Origin of the sequence: Micromonospora sp. NPDC005215, from assembly GCF_040607915.1 — a bacterium.
Taxonomy (GTDB): Bacteria; Actinomycetota; Actinomycetes; order Mycobacteriales; family Micromonosporaceae; genus Micromonospora.
In genome coordinates this window covers 1-22157 of sequence record NZ_JBEXHQ010000004.1, presented here as the reverse complement: position 1 = coordinate 22157, position 22157 = coordinate 1, and the positions used below count along the sequence as shown (strand labels likewise).

17 protein-coding genes are annotated in these 22157 nt (G+C 74.0%); 9 read left to right on the top strand and 8 right to left on the bottom strand.

Annotated features, from left to right (window positions below):
* Positions 1-140 precede the first annotated feature (140 nt).
* Complete coding sequence (locus ABZU25_RS04995) at positions 141-1571, top strand: RNB domain-containing ribonuclease (RefSeq protein WP_355028018.1); 1431 nt, start codon at positions 141-143, stop codon at positions 1569-1571.
* 102 nt (positions 1572-1673) lie between these two features.
* On the top strand, positions 1674-2372 hold the full coding sequence (gene npdG / locus ABZU25_RS04990; RefSeq protein WP_355028017.1) for an NADPH-dependent F420 reductase: 699 nt from the start codon (positions 1674-1676) through the stop codon (positions 2370-2372).
* Positions 2373-2876: 504 nt separating this feature from the next.
* On the opposite strand, the gene ABZU25_RS04985 is transcribed toward npdG, so the two are convergent.
* From ABZU25_RS04985 to ABZU25_RS04975, 3 genes are all read right to left on the bottom strand, one after another.
* Positions 2877-4127, bottom strand: coding sequence for a DUF222 domain-containing protein (locus tag ABZU25_RS04985; protein WP_355028016.1), 1251 nt, complete (start codon positions 4125-4127; stop codon positions 2877-2879).
* Positions 4128-4336: 209 nt separating this feature from the next.
* Positions 4337-5182: a 3-methyl-2-oxobutanoate hydroxymethyltransferase gene (gene panB / locus ABZU25_RS04980; protein ID WP_355028015.1), complete on the bottom strand. Its 846-nt coding sequence runs from the start codon at positions 5180-5182 to the stop codon at positions 4337-4339.
* Between the two features lie 163 nt (positions 5183-5345).
* Positions 5346-7103, bottom strand: a complete 1758-nt coding sequence (locus ABZU25_RS04975) for an NAD+ synthase (RefSeq protein WP_355028014.1) — start codon at positions 7101-7103, stop codon at positions 5346-5348.
* A gap of 258 nt (positions 7104-7361) precedes the next feature.
* On the opposite strand from ABZU25_RS04975, the gene glnA reads away from it, so the two are divergent.
* The 3 genes from glnA to ABZU25_RS04960 all read left to right on the top strand — a co-directional run bounded on the left by glnA (position 7362) and on the right by ABZU25_RS04960 (position 10038).
* Positions 7362-8711 (top strand): type I glutamate--ammonia ligase, encoded by a 1350-nt coding sequence (glnA, locus tag ABZU25_RS04970; protein ID WP_355028013.1) that lies wholly within the window; start codon positions 7362-7364, stop codon positions 8709-8711.
* 115 nt (positions 8712-8826) lie between these two features.
* Positions 8827-9519, top strand: a complete 693-nt coding sequence (locus ABZU25_RS04965; protein WP_355028012.1) for a WYL domain-containing protein — start codon at positions 8827-8829, stop codon at positions 9517-9519.
* 147 nt (positions 9520-9666) lie between these two features.
* Complete coding sequence (locus ABZU25_RS04960) at positions 9667-10038, top strand: VOC family protein (RefSeq protein WP_355028011.1); 372 nt, start codon at positions 9667-9669, stop codon at positions 10036-10038.
* A gap of 333 nt (positions 10039-10371) precedes the next feature.
* Here the strand turns inward: ABZU25_RS04960 and ABZU25_RS04955 are convergent, their stop codons facing one another.
* On the bottom strand, positions 10372-10860 hold the full coding sequence (locus ABZU25_RS04955) for a hypothetical protein (protein WP_355028010.1): 489 nt from the start codon (positions 10858-10860) through the stop codon (positions 10372-10374).
* Positions 10861-11081: 221 nt separating this feature from the next.
* The gene (locus ABZU25_RS04950; protein WP_355028009.1) at positions 11082-12017 is read right to left on the bottom strand and encodes an LD-carboxypeptidase; all 936 of its coding nucleotides are present in this window, start codon (positions 12015-12017) and stop codon (positions 11082-11084) included.
* A gap of 104 nt (positions 12018-12121) precedes the next feature.
* Between ABZU25_RS04950 and ABZU25_RS04945 the strand changes: the two genes are divergently transcribed.
* Complete coding sequence (locus tag ABZU25_RS04945; protein ID WP_355028008.1) at positions 12122-12889, top strand: type 1 glutamine amidotransferase; 768 nt, start codon at positions 12122-12124, stop codon at positions 12887-12889.
* Positions 12889-15909, top strand: coding sequence for a bifunctional [glutamine synthetase] adenylyltransferase/[glutamine synthetase]-adenylyl-L-tyrosine phosphorylase (locus tag ABZU25_RS04940; RefSeq protein WP_355028007.1), 3021 nt, complete (start codon positions 12889-12891; stop codon positions 15907-15909). Before ABZU25_RS04945 ends, ABZU25_RS04940 begins: the two co-directional genes overlap by 1 nt.
* 11 nt (positions 15910-15920) lie before the next feature.
* Here the strand turns inward: ABZU25_RS04940 and ABZU25_RS04935 are convergent, their stop codons facing one another.
* Positions 15921-17648, bottom strand: coding sequence for a hypothetical protein (locus ABZU25_RS04935; RefSeq protein ID WP_355028006.1), 1728 nt, complete (start codon positions 17646-17648; stop codon positions 15921-15923).
* A gap of 44 nt (positions 17649-17692) precedes the next feature.
* Here ABZU25_RS04935 and mptB (ABZU25_RS04930) point away from each other — a divergent pair, with 44 nt between their 5' ends.
* Both mptB (ABZU25_RS04930) and mptB (ABZU25_RS04925) read left to right on the top strand, forming a co-directional pair.
* Entirely contained in the window at positions 17693-19093 is a 1401-nt protein-coding gene (gene mptB, locus ABZU25_RS04930) for a polyprenol phosphomannose-dependent alpha 1,6 mannosyltransferase MptB (protein ID WP_355028005.1), read from the top strand.
* Between the two features lie 104 nt (positions 19094-19197).
* Complete coding sequence (gene mptB / locus ABZU25_RS04925) at positions 19198-20628, top strand: polyprenol phosphomannose-dependent alpha 1,6 mannosyltransferase MptB (RefSeq protein ID WP_355028242.1); 1431 nt, start codon at positions 19198-19200, stop codon at positions 20626-20628.
* A gap of 67 nt (positions 20629-20695) precedes the next feature.
* On the opposite strand, the gene ABZU25_RS04920 is transcribed toward mptB (ABZU25_RS04925), so the two are convergent.
* On the bottom strand, positions 20696-21679 hold the full coding sequence (locus ABZU25_RS04920) for a hypothetical protein (RefSeq protein WP_355028004.1): 984 nt from the start codon (positions 21677-21679) through the stop codon (positions 20696-20698).
* The gene (locus tag ABZU25_RS04915) at positions 21676-22041 is read right to left on the bottom strand and encodes a helix-turn-helix transcriptional regulator (protein WP_355028003.1); all 366 of its coding nucleotides are present in this window, start codon (positions 22039-22041) and stop codon (positions 21676-21678) included. The genes ABZU25_RS04920 and ABZU25_RS04915 overlap by 4 nt, the downstream gene beginning before the upstream one ends.
* Positions 22042-22157 lie beyond the last annotated feature (116 nt).

The following is a 22157-nucleotide window of genomic DNA, read 5'->3' as shown; positions in this document are numbered from 1 at the left end:
TGGCGGTTCTGGCGTGGCTCGTGGCGGGCGGGCTCTGGCCGGCTCCGGCGTGGCTCGGCGAGGTGCGCCGGAGGCGGTTCGACGGAGATCTCGGCCGGTCACCGGAAGCGGATCACCGACGACGCTGTCAGGATTGACCCGTGGTCATCCGACGCGTACTCGCGCCCCGCATCGACTTCGGCGCGCTGCGCCGCGAGCTCGGCCTGCCCGAGGGCTTCCCGGCGGCCGCCCAACGGGAGGCCGACGCGGCCGCCGCCGCGCCACCGCGGCCGTCCGTCGACCGCACCGACATACCGTTCGTCACTGTCGACCCGGCCAGCTCGCGGGACCTGGACCAGGCGATGCACCTCACCCGCCGTCCGGGCGGCGGCTACCGGGTGCGGTACGCGATCGCCGACGTCGCCGCGCACGTCCAACCGGGCGGCGCCCTCGAGGAGGAGACGTGGCGGCGCGGGCAGACTGTCTACCTGCCCGATGGTCATGTGCCGCTGCACCCGCTGACGCTCAGTGAGGGCGCGGCCAGCCTGCTGCCGGACGATGACCGGGCGGCCGTGGTGTGGACCATCGACCTGGACGCCGACGGCGGCACGGTGGCCGTCGAGCTGGAACGCGCCCTGGTGCGTAGCCGCGCCAAACTCGACTACACCGGGGTGCAGGCCGCGGCCGACGCCGGGCGACTGCCCGAGCCGATCGCGCTGCTACCCGAGATCGGCGACCGACTGACCGCCCGGGGGCTGCGTCGTGGCGCCATCAACCTGCCCCTGCCCGAACAGGACGTGGAGCCCGACGGTGACGGCTGGCGGCTGGTGCTGCGGGGGCCGGTGCCGATGGAGGAGCACAACGCGCAGATCTCCCTGTTGACCGGCATGGCCGCCGCCGACCTCATGCTGGCCGCTGGGATCGGCCTGCTGCGGACCATGCCCGCCCCGAAACCGGAGGCGGTGCAGCGGCTGCGGGCGGCCGCCGCCCCGCTGGGCGTGCACTGGCCGGACGGCGCCGGCCCCGGCGAGGTGATCGCCAGCCTGGACGCCGCACAACCACGCTCCGCCGCCTTCATCGACCAGGCAGCCGAGCTGATGCGCGGCGCGGCGTACACCGCCTTCGACGGCACACGGCCGGAGCACCCGGAGCACGGGGGCGTGGCCGCCGCGTACGCCCACGTCACGGCGCCGTTGCGACGCCTGGCCGACAGGTACGCCACCGAGGTCTGCCTGGCCCTGCACGCGGGCCGGGAAGTGCCCGACTGGGCGCGCGCCGCGCTGCCCCGGTTGCCCGAGGTGATGGCCAGCACCGACCGGACGGCCTCGGCAGCCGCCCGGGGTGCCGTCGAGCTGGCCGAGGCGGTGCTGCTGGCGGACCGGGTGGGGGAGACCTTCGACGCGGCCGTCCTCGACGTCGACGCCCCGCCCAACGGCAAGTCCCGGCCCCGGCCGCCCGGCGGAACGGTGGCCCTGGACGCCCCACCGGTCCGGGCCCGCTGCCTCGGCGCGCTGCCGCTCGGGGAGCGGGTCCGGGTCCGCCTGGTCACCGCCGATCCGGCAGCCCGTACGGTGCTGTTCGAGCTGGCCTGAGCTGCCTCGCGGCGGGGTCGCCCGGGGCGGCGTCTCGGGCAGCGGGGATTGTCACAGCGTCTGGCGCTGCTGACGGACCGAGCGGTTTGCGAGGATGAGCCCATGGCATACGACGCGAGCACGCTGCCCGACGTGTCCGGGCTGACGGTCGGCATCATCGGTGGCACCGGCGACCAGGGCCGTGGCCTCGCCTACCGGCTCGCCCGGGCGGGGCAGACGGTGCTGATCGGCTCCCGGTCGGCGCAGCGGGCCGCCGAGTCTGCCGCCGAGATCGCCGCGCTGCCCCGGATGCCGGCCGACGCCCGCATCACCGGCGCGGCCAACGACGAGGTGGCCCGCCGCAGCGACGTCGTGATCATCGCGGTGCCGTGGGACGGGCACGCCGCAACGATCGCCGCGCTCGCCGAGCCGCTCACCGGGACGATCGTCATCGACTGTGTCAACCCGCTGGGCTTCGACAAGCAGGGCCCCTACGCGCTCACCGTCGCCGAGGGCAGTGCCGTCCAGCAGGCAGCCGCGCTGCTGCCCGGCTCCCGTGTCTGCGCGGCGTTCAACCACGTCAGCGCCCCACTGCTGGCCGACCCCGAGGTCGACCGGATCGACCTCGACGTGCTGATCTGCACCGAAGACCGGGAACTCGTCGACGTTGTCGGGGCGCTCGCCGCCCGCATCCCCGGGATGCGCGGCATCTACGCCGGCCGGTTGCGCAACGCCCACCAGATCGAGGCGTTCACCGCCAACCTGATCGCGATCAACAAGCGTTACAAGGCGCACGCCGGCATCCGCGTCACCGACCTCTGACAGTGCACCGTCTGCTCCCGGCAGGACTGCCGGGCTCGGCCCCCGGCAGGACGGCTGGGCTCGGCCCCCGGCAGGACTGCCGGGCTCGGCCCCCGGCAGGACGGCTGGGCTCGGCCCGGTCGGTCTGAATCTGCTGGTCAGGTGACAGCGCCCGGAGGGAGCGCGGGGCGTCGACCTCGCATAGCTGATGGGCCTCCGGTGGCGGAATCCGCAGGGCATCGTGTCCCTGTGGCACGACCTTCGCAAGTGAGCGGGCTCCTGCTCGGCAAGTCGGGCCGTGCTCGGCAAGGCGGGCCTGGCTCGGCAAGGCGGGCCGTGCTCGCCAAGCCGGGGCCTTGGTCGCCGTCCCAGGCCCGGCTGCACTCAGGCGGTGCGGATCGGCCCACGCCCCGCGCACGTTGCACCCCACGGCGCCCTCGTCAGCTCAAAGCATGCGCGGCGTTCGGCCACGAGCTGCCGAGGCGCAACGGCGCCTGCTCGACGTGATCGGTCGCCCCGGTCTGGTTACGTCCGTCGGTGGTAGTGGTTGCGGCGGGGGACCTGTTCGGGGTCGAGCCAGGCGGGTGGGATGAATTCGGGGTGGCCGTCGCCGCCCAACCGGACGGCCCAGTCGCTGTGGTGGAGGTGTCGGTGGTGGTGGCCGCAGAGCAGGACCGCGTTGGTGAGGCTGGTGGTGCCGCCGTCGGCCCAGTGTCGGATGTGGTGGGCGTCGCACCAGCGGGGTGGGCGGTCGCAGCCGGGGAAGGCGCAGCCGCGGTCGCGCAGGACGAGGGCGCGGCGGAGGGGGCCGGTGATGAGGCGGCGTTGTCGGCCGACGTCGAGGGTTTGGCTGGCGGTGCCGAGGAGGGTGGGCAGGATGGTGGCGTCGCAGGCGAGGCGCCGCACATTCTGCGGGGTGAGCTCGAAGCCGGTGTCCAGCGTGCCGGTGCCCAGTTGTCGGGTGAGGCCGTCGTAGCTGGTGGTGATGACGAGTTGTGCGGGGTCACCGCCGTGTTCGGGTAGTTCGCCGGTGCGCAGGGTGAGTCGGCAGAGGTCGGCGAGGGCGTCGTGGCGGCGTTGTCCGGGGGTGCGTTGGTCGTCGGGGCCGGTCGGTGTGGTCAGTGGGTCGATGGCGGCGCGGAGCAGGCCGGCGGTTTCGGTGTCGAGGGTGCCGGTGAGGCGGAGTCGGCCGTCGGTGAGGGTGGAGAGGGTGAGGTGGCGGTCGCGGGTGGCGCGGCGGGCTTCGGCGTCGAGGGCGGCTTGGGCGGCGGCGTCGGCGATGTCGGGTGCGACGTGGTCGAGGATGCGGGTGCCGAGTTTGCGCAGGAGGGTGGGATCGAACTGCCCGGCCCACTCGACAAGCAAGCCGACGGCCTTGTCGGCGGCCTCCGCGCCGGCGGAGGTCTCGACGGTCTCGACGGTGTCGGCGATGACCCGGGCCTGGTCGACGGTGATGTCGGCGTCGGCCAGTGCCTGTCGTATCGCGGGGTTGCCGGTGTCGAGAGTGGTGGCCAGCTCGACGAGGCGGCGGGCGGTGGGGACGGTGAGGTGTAGGCGTTCGCGCAGCCAGACCGCTGTGGAGGACGCGCCCTGCGCGGTGGGCGTGCCTCGACCGTCGAGTTCGCGGATCACTGCCAGTTTGACGGCGGCGAGGCGCTGCTCGATGCGGTGCGCGGCGTCGAGCGCCGCGATCAGCTCCTGCTCGGGCAGAGCCCAGGTGGCGGAGTCGGCGCAGCCCAGGACTGCGGCCTCTGCCTGCGCCAACCCCTCCACCATGACCTGAGACTAGAACACCTGTACGACACTTTCAGTTGCCATGATCAATCGATCAGTCACGGCCACCCGTCACGGCCACCCGCCACGGCCACCCGTCACGGCCACCGGCCATGCGGCCCGGCCACCGGTTACGCGGCCCGGCTACCGCAGGCCACGGGCCGTGACGGCCGTGGCCTGCGGTGGCCGGTGGACTGGAGTTCATGGACCGCCTAGAAGGTGTGCTCGGCCGCCGGGAAATCGCCGCCGCGGACCTCGTCGGCGAAACGGCGGGTGGCGTCGGTGAGGGCGCCGGCCAGGTCCGCGTACCGCTTGACGAAGCGTGGCGCCTTGCCGGTGCGCAGCCCGGCCATGTCCTGCCAGACCAGCACCTGCGCGTCGGTGTCCGGGCCGGCGCCGATGCCGACAGTGGGGATGGGCAGTTCGTGGGTGATCCGCTTGGCCACCTCACCGGGCACCATCTCCAGCACCACAGCGAACGCGCCCGCCTCCGCCACCGCCCGCGCGTCGGCGAGCACCTCGTCCGCTGTGTCCCCCCGACCCTGCACGCGGTAGCCGCCCAGAGTGTGCTCGCTCTGTGGCGTGAAGCCGATGTGCGCCATCACCGGAATGCCGGCACCGACGATCGCGGCGATCTGCGCGGCGCAGCGGCGGCCACCCTCCAGCTTCACCGCGTGGCAGCCACCCTCCTTCATGAACCGGACGGCGGTGCGCAGCGCCTGGGCCGGGCCCTCCTCGTAGGAGCCGAACGGCAGGTCACCGACGACGAGTGCCTGCCGGGTCGAGCGCACCACGGCCCGTACCAGCGGAAGCAGGTCGTCGGCGGTGACCGGCAGGGTCGTCTCGTAACCGAACACGTTGTTCGCGGCCGAGTCGCCGACCAGCAGCACCGGTACGCCGGCCTGGTCGAAGATCCCCGCGGTGTACTGGTCGTACGAGGTCAGCATCGGCCACCGCTCGCCGCGCTCCTTGGCGGCGATCAGGTCACGGGTGCGGACCCGACGGGTGGCCGGTCCGCCGTACAGCGCGGTCACCTCGTTCGGAGTGGACTCCACCATCTCTGTCTCCCTTCCTCGAGGCCGCCTGCGCGGTCCCCGGGTTCCGTCGCGATCGTCGCACCGCGAGACGGGGTGACGGCAGAGCCCAGTGCGAGATGTCACTTCACCACCGCCCGGGACGGCGCCGGGCCGCGGCACCGACCCGGCACCCCTGGGGTACGGCTCAGCCGTGCTCGCGCCACCGGTTGGTGATCGGCAGGCGGCGGTCCCGGCCGAACGCCTTCATGGAGATCTTCGCGCCCGGTGCCGACTGGCGTCGCTTGTACTCGGCGGTATCCACCAGCCGCAGCACCTTGTCGACCACCGCCGGGTCGTGGCCCGACTCGACAAGCCCGTCGCGGCCCAGGTCGCCGTCGACGTACCCGATCAGGATCGGGTCCAGTACGTCGTAGTCGGGCAGGCTGTCGCTGTCCAACTGGCCCGGGCTCAGCTCGGCGCTCGGCGGCTTGCCGATCGAGTTCTCCGGAATCGGGGCGGTCTCACCGCGCCGGTCCGCGTCCCTGTTGCGCCACTTCGCGAGTCGCCAGATCAGCGTCTTCCAGACGTCCTTGACCGGGTTGAAGCCGCCCACCGAGTCGCCGTACAGCGTGGAGTAGCCGACCGCCAGCTCACTCTTGTTGCCGGTGGTGAGCACCAGGTGGCCTTCCTGGTTCGACAGCGCCATCAGGATCACGCCACGGACCCGGGCCTGTAGGTTCTCCACGGCCACCCCGGACAGCGACAGGTTGGCCAGGAAACCGTCCACCATCGGCTGGATCGGCTCGACGCGGTAATCCAGGCCGGTGCGCTTGGCCAGGTCGGCGGCGTCCTCCCGGGAGTGCTCGGAGGAGTGCTGACTGGGCAGCGACACCCCGACCACCCGGTCCGGCCCCAGGGCGTCGACGGCCAGCGCGGCCACCACCGCCGAGTCGATGCCGCCGGAGAGGCCGAGCACCACCGACGGGAACCGGTTCTTGTTCACGTAGTCGCGCAGGCCGAGCACGAGCGCCTGCCACACCTCGGCCTCGTCGGCCACCGGCTCGATCAGCCCGCCGACGGCGGCCGGGCCGGTCGGCGTGGGCGGAATGCCGTCCAGCGTGCGGTGCGCGACCCGCATGCCGTCGGCGATAATCTCCGTGGTCGGCGGTCTGGTGGCGGCCGGTAGTTCGACGTCGTGCACGAGCAGGTGCTCGACGAACTGCGGGGCCCGGGTGAGCAGATCACCGTCGGCGCTCACGATCATCGAGTCGCCCTCGAAGACCAACTCGTCCTGGCCGCCGGTCATGTTGACGTACGCGATGGTGGCCCCCGCCTCGGCGGCCCGGCGGCGGACCAGCGGCAGCCGGATGTCGTCCTTGTTCAGCTCGTACGGCGAGCCGTTGATGTTGACCACCAGGCCGACGCCGGCCTGCCGGGCGGCGGCGAACGGCCCGCCGGACTGCCACAGGTCCTCACAGATGGTCAACGCGACGTCCACGCCGCCGATCCGCACCACTGTCAGCGCGTCGCCCGAGACGAAGTAGCGGTCCTCGTCGAAGACCCCGTAGTTGGGCAGGTGGTGCTTGAAGTAGCGGGCGGCGACGGTGCCCCGGTGCAGCAGCGCGGCGGCGTTGCGGGCGCCCCGGCCCGGCTCGGCGTCCCCGCTGATCTGCGGCGGCCCGTCGGCGTCCAGGTAGCCGACCACGACCGGCAGCTCTCCGAGGCCGTCGGCGGCGAGGTCGGCGGCGAGCCGCTCGATGGCGGCCTGGGAGGCGGCGACGAAGGAGCGCCGGAAGACCAGGTCCTCGACCGGGTACCCGGTCAACATCATCTCCGGGAAGAGCACCAACTGGGCACCGGCGTCGGCGGCCTGGCGTGTCCAGCTGCGGACCAGGTCGGCGTTGCCGGCGAGGTCGCCGACGCTCGGGTTGACCTGGGACAGGGCGAGACGCAGGGTGGGCATGTCCTCATCTTGCCCCAGCACACTCGGGTCAATCCGTACCCTCCGACGAGATGACCGCCACGCTGCGGCGGACGGGCCCGCGGAGCTGCGGCGACGGGCCCGCCGACGGCGGAGCGCGCGTCCGCCGAGCGGGAGGTGAGGGGACGACGGGCGGCAGTTCGCGTAACGTCTGCGTAACCAGGCCCGGGAAGACTGGGCGATCAGGTCGGGTGCAGCCCGACCAAGGCGGACAAAAGAGCGTCGCGAGGGGTTGGGGAAGTGGACCGTCAGCAGGAGTTCGTCCTCCGTACGCTGGAAGAGCGGGACATCCGGTTCGTCCGGCTGTGGTTCACGGACGTACTGGGCACGCTCAAGAGCGTTTCGGTGGCGCCGGCCGAGTTGGAGGCCGCCTTCGAGGAGGGCATCGGCTTCGACGGCTCGGCGATCGAGGGTTTCGCCCGGGTCTTCGAATCGGACATGGTGGCCATGCCCGACCCGACGACCTTCCAGGTGTTCCCGTTCGAGGGCGGGGTCAGCGGCGAGAGCGCCCGGATGTTCTGCGACATCCTGCTGCCCGACGGCGGGCCCTCCTGGGCCGACCCCCGGCACGTGCTGCGCCGCGCGCTGTCCAAGGCCGCCGAGAAGGGCTTCACCTTCTACACCCACCCGGAAATCGAGTTCTTCCTGCTGGAGAACGGCCCCCAGGACGGCTCGGTCCCCACCCCGGTGGACACCGGCGGCTACTTCGAGCACACCACCCACGCCGTGGCGCGTGACTTCCGCCGCCAGGGCGTGCTGGCGCTGGAACGGATCGGCATCTCGGTGGAGTTCAGCCACCACGAGGTCGCGCCCGGCCAGCAGGAGATCGACCTGCGCTACGCCGACGCGCTGACCACCGCCGACAACATCATGACCTTCCGGCACGTGGTCAAGGAGGTGGCGCTCTCCACCGGTGTGCAGGCCAGCTTCATGCCGAAGCCGTTCACCGACCAGCCGGGCAGTGGGATGCACACCCACCTGTCGCTGTTCGAGGGGGAGCGCAACGCGTTCCACGACGGCGGCGACCCGATGAAGCTCTCCAAGGTGGCGAAGTCGTTCATCGCCGGCCTCCTGGTGCACGCCCGGGAATACACAGCGGTCACCAACCAGTGGGTCAACTCGTACAAGCGGCTCTTCCCGCAGGCCCTGCCGGACCGGATCACCGAGAGCCCGGCGTACGTCTGCTGGGGTCACCTCAACCGGTCCGCGCTGGTCCGGGTTCCCGCGTACGGCAAGCCCAACTCGGCCCGGGTCGAGGTCCGCTCGTTGGACTCGGCCGCCAACCCGTACCTGGCCTTCGCGGTGCTGCTCGGCGCCGGCCTGAAGGGCATCGAGGAGGGGTACGAGCTGCCGCCGGGCGCCGAGGACGACGTCTGGTCGCTGACCAGCGCCGAGCGGCGTGCCATGGGGTACGAGGCGCTGCCGGAGAACCTCGCCGAGGCGATCGACGTGATGGCCGAGTCCGAGTTGGTCGCCGAGGTGCTCGGCGAGCACGTCTTCGACTTCTTCCTGCGCAACAAGCGGGCCGAGTGGGAGCAGTACCGCCGGGAGGTCACCCCGTACGAGCGGCAGCGCTACCTGGCGCTGTAGTCGCGAGGACTGACGCCGGCAGGCGCTCGCGGGCACCGCCCGCTGCTGGGCGGTCGTCCGCGTCGCCGGTGGCGGTGGCTGCGGGGCGTCGTACCCCGGCCGTAGCGTGCCGGGCATGAACCGTACGGACCGGCTCTACGCGTTGGTCGAGGAGCTGCGGGCGGTGTCGCCACGCCCACGCAGCGCGCGTTGGCTGGCCGTCCGCTTCGAGGTGAGCAGCCGGACCATCGAGCGGGACATCGGCGCGCTCCAGGAGGCTGGTGTGCCGATCTGGGCCGAGCCGGGGCGCACCGGCGGCTACGTCCTGGACCGCAGCCGCACCCTGCCGCCGGTCAACCTGACCGCAGCCGAGGCGGTGGCGATGGCCGTCGCGCTGCACCGGCTCGACGGCACGCCGTTCGCCGGGCCGGGCGCCACCGCGCTGCGCAAACTGGTGGCGGTGCTGCCGGCCGCCGACGCCGCCGAGGCGCACCGGCTCGCCGGCCGGGTGCACCTGGTCGGCGACGGGCCGGCCACGCCCGTCCCGGCCATCGTCGCCGACGCGGTCGCCGCCCGGCGGGTGCTGCGCATCCGGTACGCCGACCGCGCCGGCGCGGACTCGGTGCGCGACGTCGAACCGCTGGGCTACCTGGGCAATCCCCGACACTGGTATCTGCTCGCCTGGTGCCGGCTGCGCGACGAACTGCGGTGCTTCCGTACCGACCGGATCCGGAGCGTCCGGGCGCTGCCCGACGTGGTGGTCCGGGAGTTCCGCCCAACGGATCTGGACATCCCGCACGAACGGGTCCGCCCGCTGAGCCTGGTCTGAGACGCGCCGGCGGGCGGCGCGGGTGACCCGGTCGGGAGAAACCCCGTCAGGTGATCCGGAAACACCGACAGGACGGTGTCGCGGACGACCCCGAGACTGCTCCGGACGGCGGCCGGACGACCGGCACGCACAACCTGGAGGCAGCAGATGTCAACGACGCCCATCACCTGGTTCGAGATCGGCACCGACCGGCCGGAGGAGGCGGAACGCTTCTACGGAGAGCTGTTCGGCTGGACCTTCGAGGAGCAGGGCTCGCCCAACGGCGGGTCCTACCGGGTGACCGGTGCCGGCGGCGACACCGGAATCGCCGGGGCCATCCGGGCGACCGACGGGACGTCGCCGAACTACGCGGTGTTCTACGCCGAGGTCGCCGACGTGGCGGAGACCTGCCAACGAGCCGAGGCGGCCGGCGGCCGGGTGCTGGTGCCGGTGCGGACGGCCCCGAGCGGGCTCACCCTGGCGCACCTGCTCGACCCGGCCGGCAACCACCTGGGGGTGTTCACGCCCCCGCCAGCCTGAAGCCCCCAGCAGCACGCCCGTGCGCGCTGGGCTCGGCGTGTCCGGGCTGGCGTGCCCGGGCTGGCGTGCCTGGGCGTGGCGTGCCTGGGCTGGCGTGTCCGGGCGTGGTGTGCCCGGGCGTGGTGTGCCCGGGCGTGGTGTGCCCGGGCGTGGTGTGCCTGGGCGGGCGTGCCTGGGCTGGCGTGCCCCGGGCGTGGCGTGCCCCTGGCGGTGATCGACTCGGTTTCCCGTGATTCGGGGGTGTCGGGCCGTCCTGGATGCCGCCGGATTGCGGAAGTCGAGTGGATCAAGTTTCGGGGCAGGCCCGGGTTGGCCAGGGCCTGCCCCGAGGGGTTACTTGTCGGGCGTAGCCGCAGGGGCGTCGGGACCGCCGTGACCGCCCGGACCGCCGTGACCGCCCGGACCGCGGTGGCCGGCGGGGCCGGGGAAGACGCCGGCCTCGATGGCCTTGGTGATGGCGTCGGCCTGGTCCTGGGTGAGCTTGCCGTCCTTGACCGCCTGGTCCAGCCGTTGCTTGAGCGCGGCCTGCCGGTCCTCGGCCGACGGGCGTTGCGGCCGATCGGCCGGCCGGTGCTGGTCGCGGACCTTCTCCAGCGCGGCGGTCACCTTGTCGGTGGGCACGCCCAACTCCTTCGCGAGTGCCTCGGCGAACTCGTTCTGCCGGTCGGCCTTCGCTCCGGGAGCCGGGGCGGTGCTGGCGCTCGGTGTCGGCGTCGGGGTGTCCGCGGCGAAGGCGATGGTCGGGGCCGCGATCCCCACGCCGAGGACGCCGGCGGTGGCCAGGCCGGCCAGCAGATGCTTCCGACGGATGGTGCGGGACATGTTGTCCTCCAGAAGGTCGGTGATGCTGCGTTGTCATCACCGACAGTGACCAACCACCCTGGGCGCAACCCGTGGCGAACCTGTCAGCGGCCTGACAATCCCGCTGGGCGAACGAACAATTCGGTCGCATCCCCGCACCCCGGTGGGTTGATCAAGAGCTTCGCGTCAAATTCTCGGCCGAGGATGACGTCAAGCTCTTGATCAACAAGAAGTCGGCGGGGTTACTGGACGGCGGGGGCCACCGTTAAGGTGTTGGCGTTGGTGTCCAGTGTTGCAGTGGTGCCGAACGGGACCGTCAGCTGGCCGTGGCCGTGGCCGATCGGCAGGCCGCCGAGCACCGGCACGCCCAGGTCGCCCAGGCGTTCGGTGAGGACGTCGACGACAGTGGTGTCCCAACCGTCGCCACACTCGGTGAACTGCCCGACGGCCACGCCGGCCAACCCGTCCAGCGCGCCCGCCCGACGCAGGTGGGTGAGCATCCGGTCGACCTTGTACGGGGGTTCCTGCACGTCCTCGATCAACAGCACCGCACCGGTCAGGTCGGGCAGGTCCGGGGTGCCGATCGACGCGGCGATCATGCACAGGTTGCCGCCGAGCAGGGTGCCGGTGGCGCGACCCGGGACGCGGACGCCGAAGGTGTCCTCGGTGGGCGTCGCGGTGACCGACACCGGCTCGGTCGTCATCAGCGCCGTGTGCAGGGATTCGGCGGAACGCAGCGGGGTCCGCTCGTCCCGCCAGGCCGCCCCCGGGCCGTGCACCCCGGCCAGCCGGGCGCCCCGCCACAGTGCGAACTGCAACGCGGTGATGTCCGAGAATCCGGCCACCACCTTCGGGTCGCGGCGGACGGCGGCCATGTCGATGGCGTCCACGATCCGCTGGACGCCGTACCCGCCCCGGGTGCAGATCACCCCGCGTACCTGTGGGTCGGCGAACGCCGCGTTCAGGTCGGCGGCGCGCAGGTCGTCGGTGCCGGCGAGGTAGCCGTGGCGGGCGTACGCGTTCGGTGCCGGCACCGGCCGCAGCCCCCAGCCGATGAGCAGTTCCATCCCCCGGGCCACCCGCTCCGGCGAGGTCGGCCCGGACGGTGACACAAGCAGCACCGTGTCACCCGGCCGCAGCACGGGCGGGCGGACGGCGGCAAGATCCTCGTTGATCACAACCGCAGAGCCTAGCGACCCCGCAGGACCGCGGACCGACGCCCGGCGCACGCATCCCGGTGGCGGGGCGTGGCGCCACGCGGCGCACCGGCTAGCCTCGACGGGTGGCAACCGCGCTGGTGATCGAGAACGCCCCGACGGACGACGCGCGCCGGCTGGGTGAGTGGCTGACCGAGGCTGGGCTGGAGTTGTGGGTGGTACGCCCGCACGCTGGCGACGAACTCCCCGCCGACCTGGAGGGGTACGCGGCGCTGGTGGTGCTCGGCGGCCACCAACAGGCGTACCCGCTGCCGGACGGCTCGCCCGGCGCACAGTGGTTCCCCGCCGTGGAGGGCCTGCTGCGCAAGGCGGTGCGGCATCGGGTGCCCACCCTGGCGGTCTGCCTGGGCGCACAACTGCTCGCCACCGCGCACGCCGGGCTGGTCGAGCGGAGCCCGTCCGGGCCGGAGATCGGCCCCGGCGTGGTCGGCCGGCGCGACGCCGCCGAGAACGACACGTTGTTCCGGTACGTGCCGTTGATCCCGGACGTGCTCCAGTGGCACTCCGACGAGATCACCGAGCTGCCCCGCGGCGCCACCCTGCTGGCGGCGTCCACCCGCCACCCGCACCAGGCGTTCCGGCTCGGCGACCGGGCCTGGGGGTTGCAGTTCCACATCGAGTGCGACGCCGCGATGATCGCCGACTGGGCCACCGATTCGACCCAGCTCGCCGAGCTGGGCTACGACCCGGAGCTGGTGGTGGCGGCCTGCGCCTCGGTGCTGGCCGACGTCGAGGAGGTCTGGCAGCCGTTCGCCGCCCGGTTCGCCGCGCTGGCCCTCGGCGAGTTGGACGACAGCACGATGCGGCGCGGGCTGCCGCTGCTCGGGCACTGATGAGCCGGCCGACCAGGGCACCGGGCCGGCTCGCCCGGTACGGCTTCGGCACCGCCGACGGCGACGGCGGCGCGCGCGCCGCGGACCTGCTCGGCCCGGACGGGCTGCGGCTGTGGCGGCCGGTCGAGCAGGAGCCGGCCGACGAGGTGGCCGCGGAGCTGCTCGCCGCGCTGTCCCGGGCCGCCGATCCGGACCTGGCGCTGCGGCAGTTGCACCGCATCGTGGAGGCCGAACGCCGCACGACCGAAGGCACCGGCGAATCGTCGCTGCTCGCGGAGCTGCACACCGACCCGGGGCTACGGCGGCGACTGGTCGCGGTGCTCGGCGCGTCGGCGGCGCTCGGTGATCACCTGGTGGCCAACCCCGAACACTGCCTGGCGCTGCGGACCGCCCCGGACGGGCTCGCGCCGATCGCCGAGGGCCGGCTGGAACCGACCGGCGGCGGCAACCCGGTGGCGGCGCTGCGGACCGCGTACCGGTTGGCGCTGCTGCGGATCGCGGCGGCCGACCTGACCGGCGGGCGCGGCCTGGAGCAGACCATGGCCGCGCTGTCCGCGCTTGCCGACGCGACGCTGGCCGCGGCGTACGAGATCGCCGTCACCGAACTGGCGGAGGGCACCGAGCGACCCCGGCTCGCGGTCGTGGCGATGGGCAAGTGCGGCGGCGGCGAACTGAACTACGTCTCCGATGTGGACGTCATCTTCGTGGCGGCCGAGGACGCCGACCTGTCGGCGGCGACCCTGGTGGCGACCCGGCTGATCCACATCTGCGGGCTCGTCGCCTGGCCGGTGGACGCCGCGCTGCGCCCGGAGGGCAACCGGGGTCCGCTGGTGCGAACCCTCGCCAGCCACCTGGCCTACTACCGCCGGTGGGCGCGCACCTGGGAGTTCCAGGCGCTGCTCAAGGCCCGCCCGGCCGCCGGTGACGTGCCGCTGGCCCAGGAGTGGATCGACCAGCTCGCGCCGCTGGTGTGGCGGGCGGCCGAACGGCCCGAGGCGGTCGAGGACGTCCGCGCCATGCGGCGCCGGATCATCGACCACATCCCGCCGAAGGAGCTGGAACGCGAGATCAAGCGTGGTCCGGGCGGGCTGCGCGACATCGAGTTCGCCGTCCAGTTGCTGCAACTCGTGCACGGCCGGGTCGACGAGACGCTGCGCGCACCCGGGACCATCCCGGCGTTGCGCGCGCTCGTCGCCGGCGGCTACGTCGGTCGGGCGGACGGCGAGGCGCTGCTGCGCGGCTACCGCTTCCTGCGCAGCGTCGAGCACCGGCTCCAACTCCAGGCCCTGCGGCGTACCCACACCGTCCCGAGCGAGCCGGGCGCGCTGCGCTGGCTCGCCGCGGCGCTGGGTTTCACTGCCACGCCGGGGCGCAGCGCCGTGGAGAGCTTCCGGGCCGAGTGGGTCACGCACGCCACCGAGGTACGCCGACTGCACGCCAAACTGCTCTACCGGCCGCTGCTGGAGTCGGTGGCCCGGGTGCCGGCCGACGGGCTGCGACTCACCCCGGAGGCGGCCAGGAACCGGCTGGAGATCCTCGGCTTCGCCGACCCGGCCGGGGCGCTGCGCCACCTGCAGGCGCTCACCGGCGGGGTGAGTCGCACGGCGGCCATCCAGCGGACCCTGCTGCCGGTGCTGCTCAGCGAGTTCGCCGACGCGCCGGAGCCGGACCGGGGGCTGCTCAACTACCGCAAGGTCTCCGACAAGCTGGGCAGCACCCCCTGGTACCTGCGGCTGCTGCGCGACGGCGGCCCGGTGGCCCGGCGGTTGGCGCGGGTCCTCGCCCTGTCCCGGTACGTCGCCGACCTGCTCGCCCGGGATCCGGAGGCGCTGCGGCTGCTGGCCGAGGAGAACGAGTTGGCCCCCCGCCCGCCCGAGGTGCTCCGGGAGGGGTTCCTCGCGGCGGCGGCCCGGCACGCCGACCCGGTCGAGGCCACCCGCGCGGTACGCGCGCTGCGACGTCGGGAACTGGTCCGGGTGGCCTGCGCGGACGTGCTCTGCCGGGCCGGCGCGCTCGCACCCACCCCGAGCCGGCCGGACGGCGCGAACCGGCCCGCCGTTGGGCTGGTCGACATCACCGAGGTCGGCACGGCGCTCGCCGACGTCACCGACGCCACGTTGGCCGCCGCGCTGCGCGCCGCCCAGGCCAGTCAGCCGGCCCCGGCAGGGCTGCGGTTCGCGGTGATCGGCATGGGCCGGCTCGGCGGGTACGAGTCGAACTACCTCTCCGACGCCGACGTGCTCTTCGTCTACGATCCGCCCGCCGGGGCCAGCGAGAGCGACGCCAGCGCGGCGGCGCACGCGATCGCCGAGGAGTTGCGCCGACTGCTCGGCGTACCCGCCCCCGACCCGCCGCTGGGCGTCGACGCCGACCTGCGCCCGGAGGGCCGGCAGGGCCCCCTGGTGCGCAGTCTCGCCGCGTACGCGCAGTACTACGCCCGCTGGTCGCGGGTGTGGGAGGCGCAGGCGCTGCTGCGCGCACGTTTCGTCTGCGGTGACGTCGACCTGGGCGCCGAATTCGAGACGATGATCGACCCGGTGCGGTACCCGGCCGACGGGCTGACCCGTGAGCAGGTCGTCGAGATCCGCCGGATCAAGGCCCGGGTGGAGACCGAGCGGCTGCCCCGGGGCGCCGACCCGGCCACCCACACCAAGCTGGGCCGGGGCGGGCTCGCCGACGTGGAGTGGGCGGTGCAGCTCGTCCAGCTTCGGCACGCCGGCGCGGTCGCGGCGCTGCGCGGCACGCGTACCCTCGATGCCCTCGCGGCGGCCGAGCGGGCCGGCCTGATCGACCCGGCGGACGCCGCGGAGATGGCCGCCGGGTGGTCCCTGGCCGCGCAGGTCCGCAACGCGTTGATGCTGGTCCGGGGACGGGCCGGCGACCAGCTACCCCGGCACGGGGTGGAGCTGGCCGGGGTGGTCCGACTGCTCGGGCGCGATGACCCGGGGGAGTTCCTCGACGAGTACCTGCGCACCGCCCGCCGCTCCCGCGCCGCCGCCCAGCGGGTGCTGGAGGCGTAACACCTGCGGCGTCAGCTGCCGAGGGTGTACTCGCCGGGGCGGGGCACGGTGACGGTGGTCCAGTCCCCGTCGGCGGTGACCGTGGCGCCGCCGGACGCGACAAGCCACCGGCTGTGCCGCACCCGGACCGCCACCGGGCCGGCGCTCGCGGCCCGGAAGGTCACCGCCGCGCCGTCGGCGCGGATCAGCTCGGCGGGCGCGGCGACAAGCGGCGTCGGGTCGACCACCGCCCAGACCCGCCAGTGCGGGCCGGACCAGACCGGCGTCAGGTAGGGCAGGCCGTCCTCGACCAGCTCCGCCTCGGCCCGCCCCACCCAGGACAGCGGGGCGTCCGGCAGCGCCACGTACTGCACGGCGTTCTCCGCCAGCCAGGCCCGGTAGCTGGTCGGGGTCAGCGGTACGCCGGTGCCGGCCGCGCCGGGCACTGTGGTGAAGAACAGCGGGTTACGGTCGATGTCGGCCTGCCGCAGCCAACCCCGGGCCAGCGGCACCTCGCCGAGCCGGGCCGCCTCCCAGTAGTTGCGGGTCGGCGGCACCTCGACCCGGCCGGTGAGCCGTTGCCCGGCCAGGAACGCGCGCAGCGGCGCGTGGAAGCCCGGCGCGCTGGTCGGGTCGCCGATGCCGCGCAGGTCGGCGGGGACCGCCGGCGGCTGCCAGACGCAGACCGCCACCAGCAGCGCGGCCAGCCCCACGCCCTGGCGCAGCCGAGCCGGCCGGGACCGCCCCGCCGTCGCAGCCCCCGCCGTCGCAGCCCCGGCCGGGGTGGCGCTGGTCGGGGCAGCGTCGGTCGGGGCGGCGCTGGTCGGGGTGGCGCTGGTCGGGGTGGCGCCCGCTGGGGTGGCGCGCCTGGCCGAGCGGCGGGCCAGCCGGTCGGCGAGCCAGCCGGGCGGGCGGGCGGCGGCGGCCAGCACCGGCAGCGCGAACATCGTCACCAGCCGGGTCGAGTTCAACCCCACCGGCGTGTGCACGACGGCGGCGGCGAGCACCCCGGCGGCGGAGAGCAGCGCGCCGAACCGCACCGGCCGGTACGCCACCAGCCCCGCCACGAGCAGGCTGGTCAGCACCGCGCGCACCGCGTCGGTGCGGCCGATGTTCATCCAACCGCCGTCGCCGAAGAACAGCGCCGTCGCGGCCAGCGGCACCGCCGCCGCGACACCGAGCGCCAGACCATCGGCGTACCGGCGGGTCAGCAGCAGCGCGACGCCCGCCAGGCCGACGAACAGGCCGGCCACCGGGCTGGTCGCCGAGGCCAGCAGCGCGCCGGCCGCGGCGAGCCCGAGGCGCGGCACCGTCCGGGGCCGTCCGCCCGGGGGTACGCCCCGACTCAGCGCGAGCAGCGCCGCCAGCCCGAACGCCACGCCCAGGGCGTACGTGACCCGGCCGGAGACCAGGTTGCCGGCCAGCGTGACCACACCTACCAGGCTGCCCAGCAGCGGTCGGGGCACCTCGCTGCGGACCAGTAGCGCGGCCAGCGCGGCGGCCGACGCCACCAGCGCGAGCGCGCCGGTCACCCGCACGCCGAGCAGCGCCATCACGGGCTGGGAGAGCAGGCTGTAGCCGAACTGCTGCACTCCGGCATACCAGCGCAGGTCGACCGGGGTGGGACCGTGGGCCGCGAAGAAGTCCGCCCGAGCCACCTGCGCGGCGAGGTCCGACCCCATCAACGGCAGGGCCAGCCAGAGCGCGCCGAGCACGACGGCGGAACCGGTGGCCACCGCCACCACCCGACTGCGCCGCATGCCCACCTCCGTACCGCGACCACCGTACTGGCAGCATGTCCGGCGTGCCTCACCACCTCGCGCGTTGGACCGGACTGGCGGGATCGGCGTTGCTCGCCGTCGCCGCGTTCCTCGGCGGCGCCCTGCCCGGCTCCCCCCTGCGTGCCACCCCGGTCAGCCTCTGGCAGGGCCCGAACGGTCCGCTGGTCATCACCGCCTGGCTGGTCGGCACTGCGTTGCTGGCCTACGCCTGGTGGGCGCTGCGCGACTCCGTGCCGTCGACCCGCTGGGCGTTGACCACCGTCGGGCTCTGGCTGCTGCCGCTGCTGATCGCACCCCCGCTGGCCAGCCGGGACGTGTACGCGTACGCCTGTCAGGGCGCCAGCTACGCCGCCGGGATCAACCCGTACGAGCAGGGCGTCTCCGCACTGCCCTGCCCCTGGCTGGACACCATCTCGTTCATCTGGCGGGACACGCCCGCGCCGTACGGGCCGCTGTTCGTGGTGCTCTCCGGCGCGGTGGTGAAGGCCACCGGCTCGCTGACCGGCGCGATCGTGCTGTTCCGGCTGATCGCGGTGGCCGGGGTGGCGTTGACCGCGGTCAGCCTGCCGGTGCTGGCCCGACGCGTCGGCGTACCCGCCCGTCGGGCGATCTGGCTCGCGCTGGGCTGCCCGCTGGTCGCCGTGCACCTGGTCTCCGGCGCGCACAACGACGCTCTGATGGTCGGCCTGCTGGTCGCTGGGCTGGCGGTGATCGCCTCCCGGCCGGGCCGCCCAGGCCCGCTGCTCGCCGGCGGCGCGCTGCTCGGTCTGGCCGCCGCGATCAAGGTGACCGCGCTGGTCGTGGTGCCGTTCGCGGCGCTGGCCGCGATCGTCGGCGGGTACTCGATCCGGGCTCTGATCCGGCACGGCGGGTGGGTGGTCGGCGGCGCGGTCGCCGTCGTGGCCGCTGTGACCTTCGCGGCGGGGCTGGACTTCGGCTGGGTCGGCGGGCTGGCCCGCGGCGGTGACGTGATCGCCTGGACGTCGCCGTCCACCGCGATCGGGCAGACCATCGGCTACCTGGCGGTGCCGTTCGGCGCGCACCTCGACGCGCTGCCGGTCACCCGGGGGATCGGCCTGGCGGTGTTGGCGCTGGTGCTGCTCTGGCTCTGGTGGCGGGCCCGCACCCGGGAGCCGCTGTGGTACGCCGCGTTGGCGCTGGCCGCCACTGTCGTCCTCGCGCCGCTGTTCCACCCCTGGTACTGGATCTGGCCGCTGGCCGTGCTCGCGGCCACCGCCCGACGGACCGGGTGGTTCACCGTCGTCGCGCTCGTCGCGTCGTTCCTGGTGCTGCCCGACGGCACCGGCCTGCCCCGGTTCACCAAGACGGTCGGGGCGCCGCTGATGACGCTGTTGGTGATCGTGCTGGTCGTCCGGTTGGTACGGTCGGCTCGGGCGGCCCGTCAGCCGGTCGCCGCCGACTGAGGGAAGGTGCGCCGGTGACCGCTCCCGGCGCACCGCCGCCGTCCGGCTCGTCGTCCTCGTCGGGTGCCGGTTCGTCGCCGTCTGGTTCGTCGGCGTCCGGTCCGTTGCCGGGCGGTCCGTCGCGGGCGCGGCTAGCCCGGTACGCCGGGCTGGTCGGCGCGGCCCTGCTCGCCGTGGCCGGACACCTCGGCGGGGCGCTGCCCGACGCCCCGCTGGGCGCGACACCGGAGTCGATCTGGCGAGCCCCGGGCGGCCCGGCGACGCTTACCTGCTGGCTGGTCGGCACCGTGCTGCTGGTCGGGGCGTGGTGGTCGGTGCGCGGGGGAGCGCCGTCGACCCGGTGGGCGTACGTCACCGCCGGGCTGTGGGCGCTGCCGCTGCTGGTCGCGCCGCCGCTGGGCAGCCGGGACGTCTACTCGTACGCCTGCCAGGGCTGGACGTACGCGCACGGCGTCGACCCGTACGCGGTGCCGGTGGCGGCGGCGGGCTGCCCGTGGCTGGACGCGGTGGCACCGATCTGGCGGGACACCCCGGCACCGTACGGGCCGGTGTTCGTGCTGCTCGCGGCGCTCGCGGTAAGCCTCGGCGACGGGCTCACCGGCACGATCGTGGCGCTGCGGCTCATCGCCGTGGCGGGGTTGCTGCTGGGCGCGCTCTGTCTGCCCGGGTTGGCGCGCGCGGCCGGTGTGCCGACCCGGCGGGCAGCCTGGTTGGTGCTGGCCGGCCCGTTGGTCGGGGTGCACCTGGTGGCCGGGGCGCACAACGACGCGGTGATGCTGGGCCTGCTGCTGTCTGGACTCCTGATCGTGGTCCGCCGGCCGGGGCGGCCGTCGGCGTTGCTGGTGGCCGGGGTGCTGCTCGGGTTGGCGGTGACGGTGAAGGCCAGCGCGGTGGTGGTGGCGCCGTTCGCCGCGCTGGCCGCGGTCCGTGGCCGCCACACCGTACGGTCGTTGGTGCGCGACGGCGGCTGGCTGGCCGGCGGGTTGCTCGCCGCGCTGCTTGTCGGTTCGGCCCTGTCCGGGCTCGGGTTCGGCTGGGTGGGCGGATTGACCCACAGCGGTGACTCGGAACAGTGGACGTCGCCGCCCACCGCCGTCGGCCTGGTGGTGGACTACGCCGGCGCGCTGGCCGGGCGGGACCCGCAGGCGGTGCCGGTGGTCCGGGCGGTGGCGCTGCTGCTGCTCGCCGGTGTGCTTGTGGTGCTCTGGTGCCGGACCTGGCGGGCACTGCGCACAGTGCACGACGCGCAGTCCACGCCCAGGCTGGCGCTGCACGGCGCGGCGCTGGCGCTGGTGGCCACCGTCGTCCTGTCCCCGGTCTTCCACCCCTGGTACGCGACCTGGCCGCTGGCGCTGCTCGCCCTCACCGCCGTCCGAACCAGGTGGTTCACGTTGTCGGCGGCGTCGGCGGCCTTCCTGGTCCTGCCCGACGGCACCAACCTGGCCCGCTTCACCAAGGCCCCCGGCGCCGTGGCGATGACCGTCCTGGTCGTGGCCGTCCTCCTCCACGCTCTCCGACGCTCCCGACCGCGTTGATCATGAGGTTAGCGGTCCTGTCGTCTCCGAACGTCCCGCCAACCTCATGATCAACTCGCGGTATGCATCAGGATCGAGCGCGGCAGGTAAGGCAGGGGCGGTCGGCGCGCTTGGTGCTGGAGGTCAGGCGGGCGCGGACGAGGATGGTCAGGAGTAACACGGCGGGACCGGCTAGCGCGACGGCGATGGTGCTCGTGGCCAGCGCCGCGAAGCTGACGCCGCCGCGTATCGGGTCGATGGCATCGCCAAGGGCGGGCACCGCCAGGAAGGCGGCCGGGGTGAGCAGCGTGACGAGCGCCCAGCCGCCGCGGGTGTCCCCGCCGATGGCCAGACCCATGGCCAGCAGGGCACCGACGACCAGCAGCAACCCACCAACGGTGGGCAGGAAGCTCAACGCGGTGAAGCTGTAGGAGCCGAAACCGCCGTCCAACCCCACCAGGAATTCCGTTGCCGCTACCGCCGTCACAGCGGACAGCAGCGGTGCGAGGCGGATCGCCGTCGCGGGCCGGTCGGGCAGGGCCAACGCCAGCAGGCCGAGGATGACCTGCGGCAGCAGCACGAACAGCGGCGGCCGGTATGCGTCGAGCGCTGCGGCCAACGGCGGCAGCGCCAGCGTGAGCAGGAGGGCGAGGGCGATGGCCAGCCGGGCGACCCGGCTCGGCGCGACGGCGGTGGCGATCGCGGCCAGCAGCCAGCCCGCCCAGACGATGACCCCGATCGAGACGAACGGGCCGACGTGGGGTACGCGCCATTCCACCGGCGCTGGATGCAGCTCTGTCGCGCCCCAGACGCCGGCGAGGACACTCGCGGTGACCATGGACAACAACGCCGCGAGGCGTACCCCGGAAATCAGGCTGGCGACGCCTGCGGCCCGCAGCCGCTGGCGTGCGCCACCGCGGAGGAGGTCCGCGGCGTCCGCGGGCGAGGGCCAGCGGCGACCCGGCGCGGCCAGGTCCAGGTAGGTGCCGACGATCTCGGCGCCGCGGGAACGCCGATAGTCGGCGGGGTAGGCGAGCAGTAGTCGTAGGTAGCGGCGCTCCAGCTCGGTCATACCAGCCCTCCGGCCACGCGCGGGGTGGTCGGCCGGGTGGCACGAGCGCGCCGGGCCAGCCGGGCGGTGGCGGCCTCGACGTTGCGACGGAGCCGCTCGGTCTCGGCGGTCAGGGTGGCGTCGCCGGCGGGGGAGAGCCGGTAGTAGCGGCGCAGTCGGCTGTCCACCACCTCCTCCCGGTCGACCTCGACCAGGCCGGCGTCGAGCAGTCGGTCGAGCGCGCCGTAGAGGGTGCCAGGGCGCAGCGTCACCCGCCCGTCGGACAGGGCGGTGACCTCGCCGATCAGCCCGTAGCCGTGCATCGGCTCGGCGGCGAGCGCGGTGAGGATCAGGAAGGTGGGTTCGCGCAGCGGTGTGTCCACCGACGCAATATAACGGATGCGAAGGTATATCGGGGGGCGTTATAAAGCCGCCGGGCCGGCGCCGCCGACCGGCGCGCCGCGGTGCTGAGATCGTAACAGCACACGACAGAACTCCA

Excerpts from the sequence above, each read along its gene's own strand:
- panB (WP_355028015.1), bottom strand. The coding sequence starts at position 5,182 with ATGGTGGAGTCCACTCCGAACGAGGTGACCGCGCTGTACGGCGGACCG.
- ABZU25_RS04975 (WP_355028014.1), bottom strand. The coding sequence starts at position 7,103 with ATGCCCACCCTGCGTCTCGCCCTGTCCCAGGTCAACCCGAGCGTCGGC.
- ABZU25_RS04960 (WP_355028011.1), top strand. The coding sequence starts at position 9,667 with ATGTCAACGACGCCCATCACCTGGTTCGAGATCGGCACCGACCGGCCG.
- ABZU25_RS04985 (WP_355028016.1), bottom strand. The coding sequence starts at position 4,127 with ATGGTGGAGGGGTTGGCGCAGGCAGAGGCCGCAGTCCTGGGCTGCGCC.
- ABZU25_RS04935 (WP_355028006.1), bottom strand. The coding sequence starts at position 17,648 with ATGCGGCGCAGTCGGGTGGTGGCGGTGGCCACCGGTTCCGCCGTCGTG.
- ABZU25_RS04940 (WP_355028007.1), top strand. The coding sequence starts at position 12,889 with ATGAGCCGGCCGACCAGGGCACCGGGCCGGCTCGCCCGGTACGGCTTC.
- ABZU25_RS04920 (WP_355028004.1), bottom strand. The coding sequence starts at position 21,679 with ATGACCGAGCTGGAGCGCCGCTACCTACGACTACTGCTCGCCTACCCC.
- ABZU25_RS04955 (WP_355028010.1), bottom strand. The coding sequence starts at position 10,860 with ATGTCCCGCACCATCCGTCGGAAGCATCTGCTGGCCGGCCTGGCCACC.
- npdG (WP_355028017.1), top strand. The coding sequence starts at position 1,674 with ATGGCATACGACGCGAGCACGCTGCCCGACGTGTCCGGGCTGACGGTC.
- ABZU25_RS04965 (WP_355028012.1), top strand. The coding sequence starts at position 8,827 with ATGAACCGTACGGACCGGCTCTACGCGTTGGTCGAGGAGCTGCGGGCG.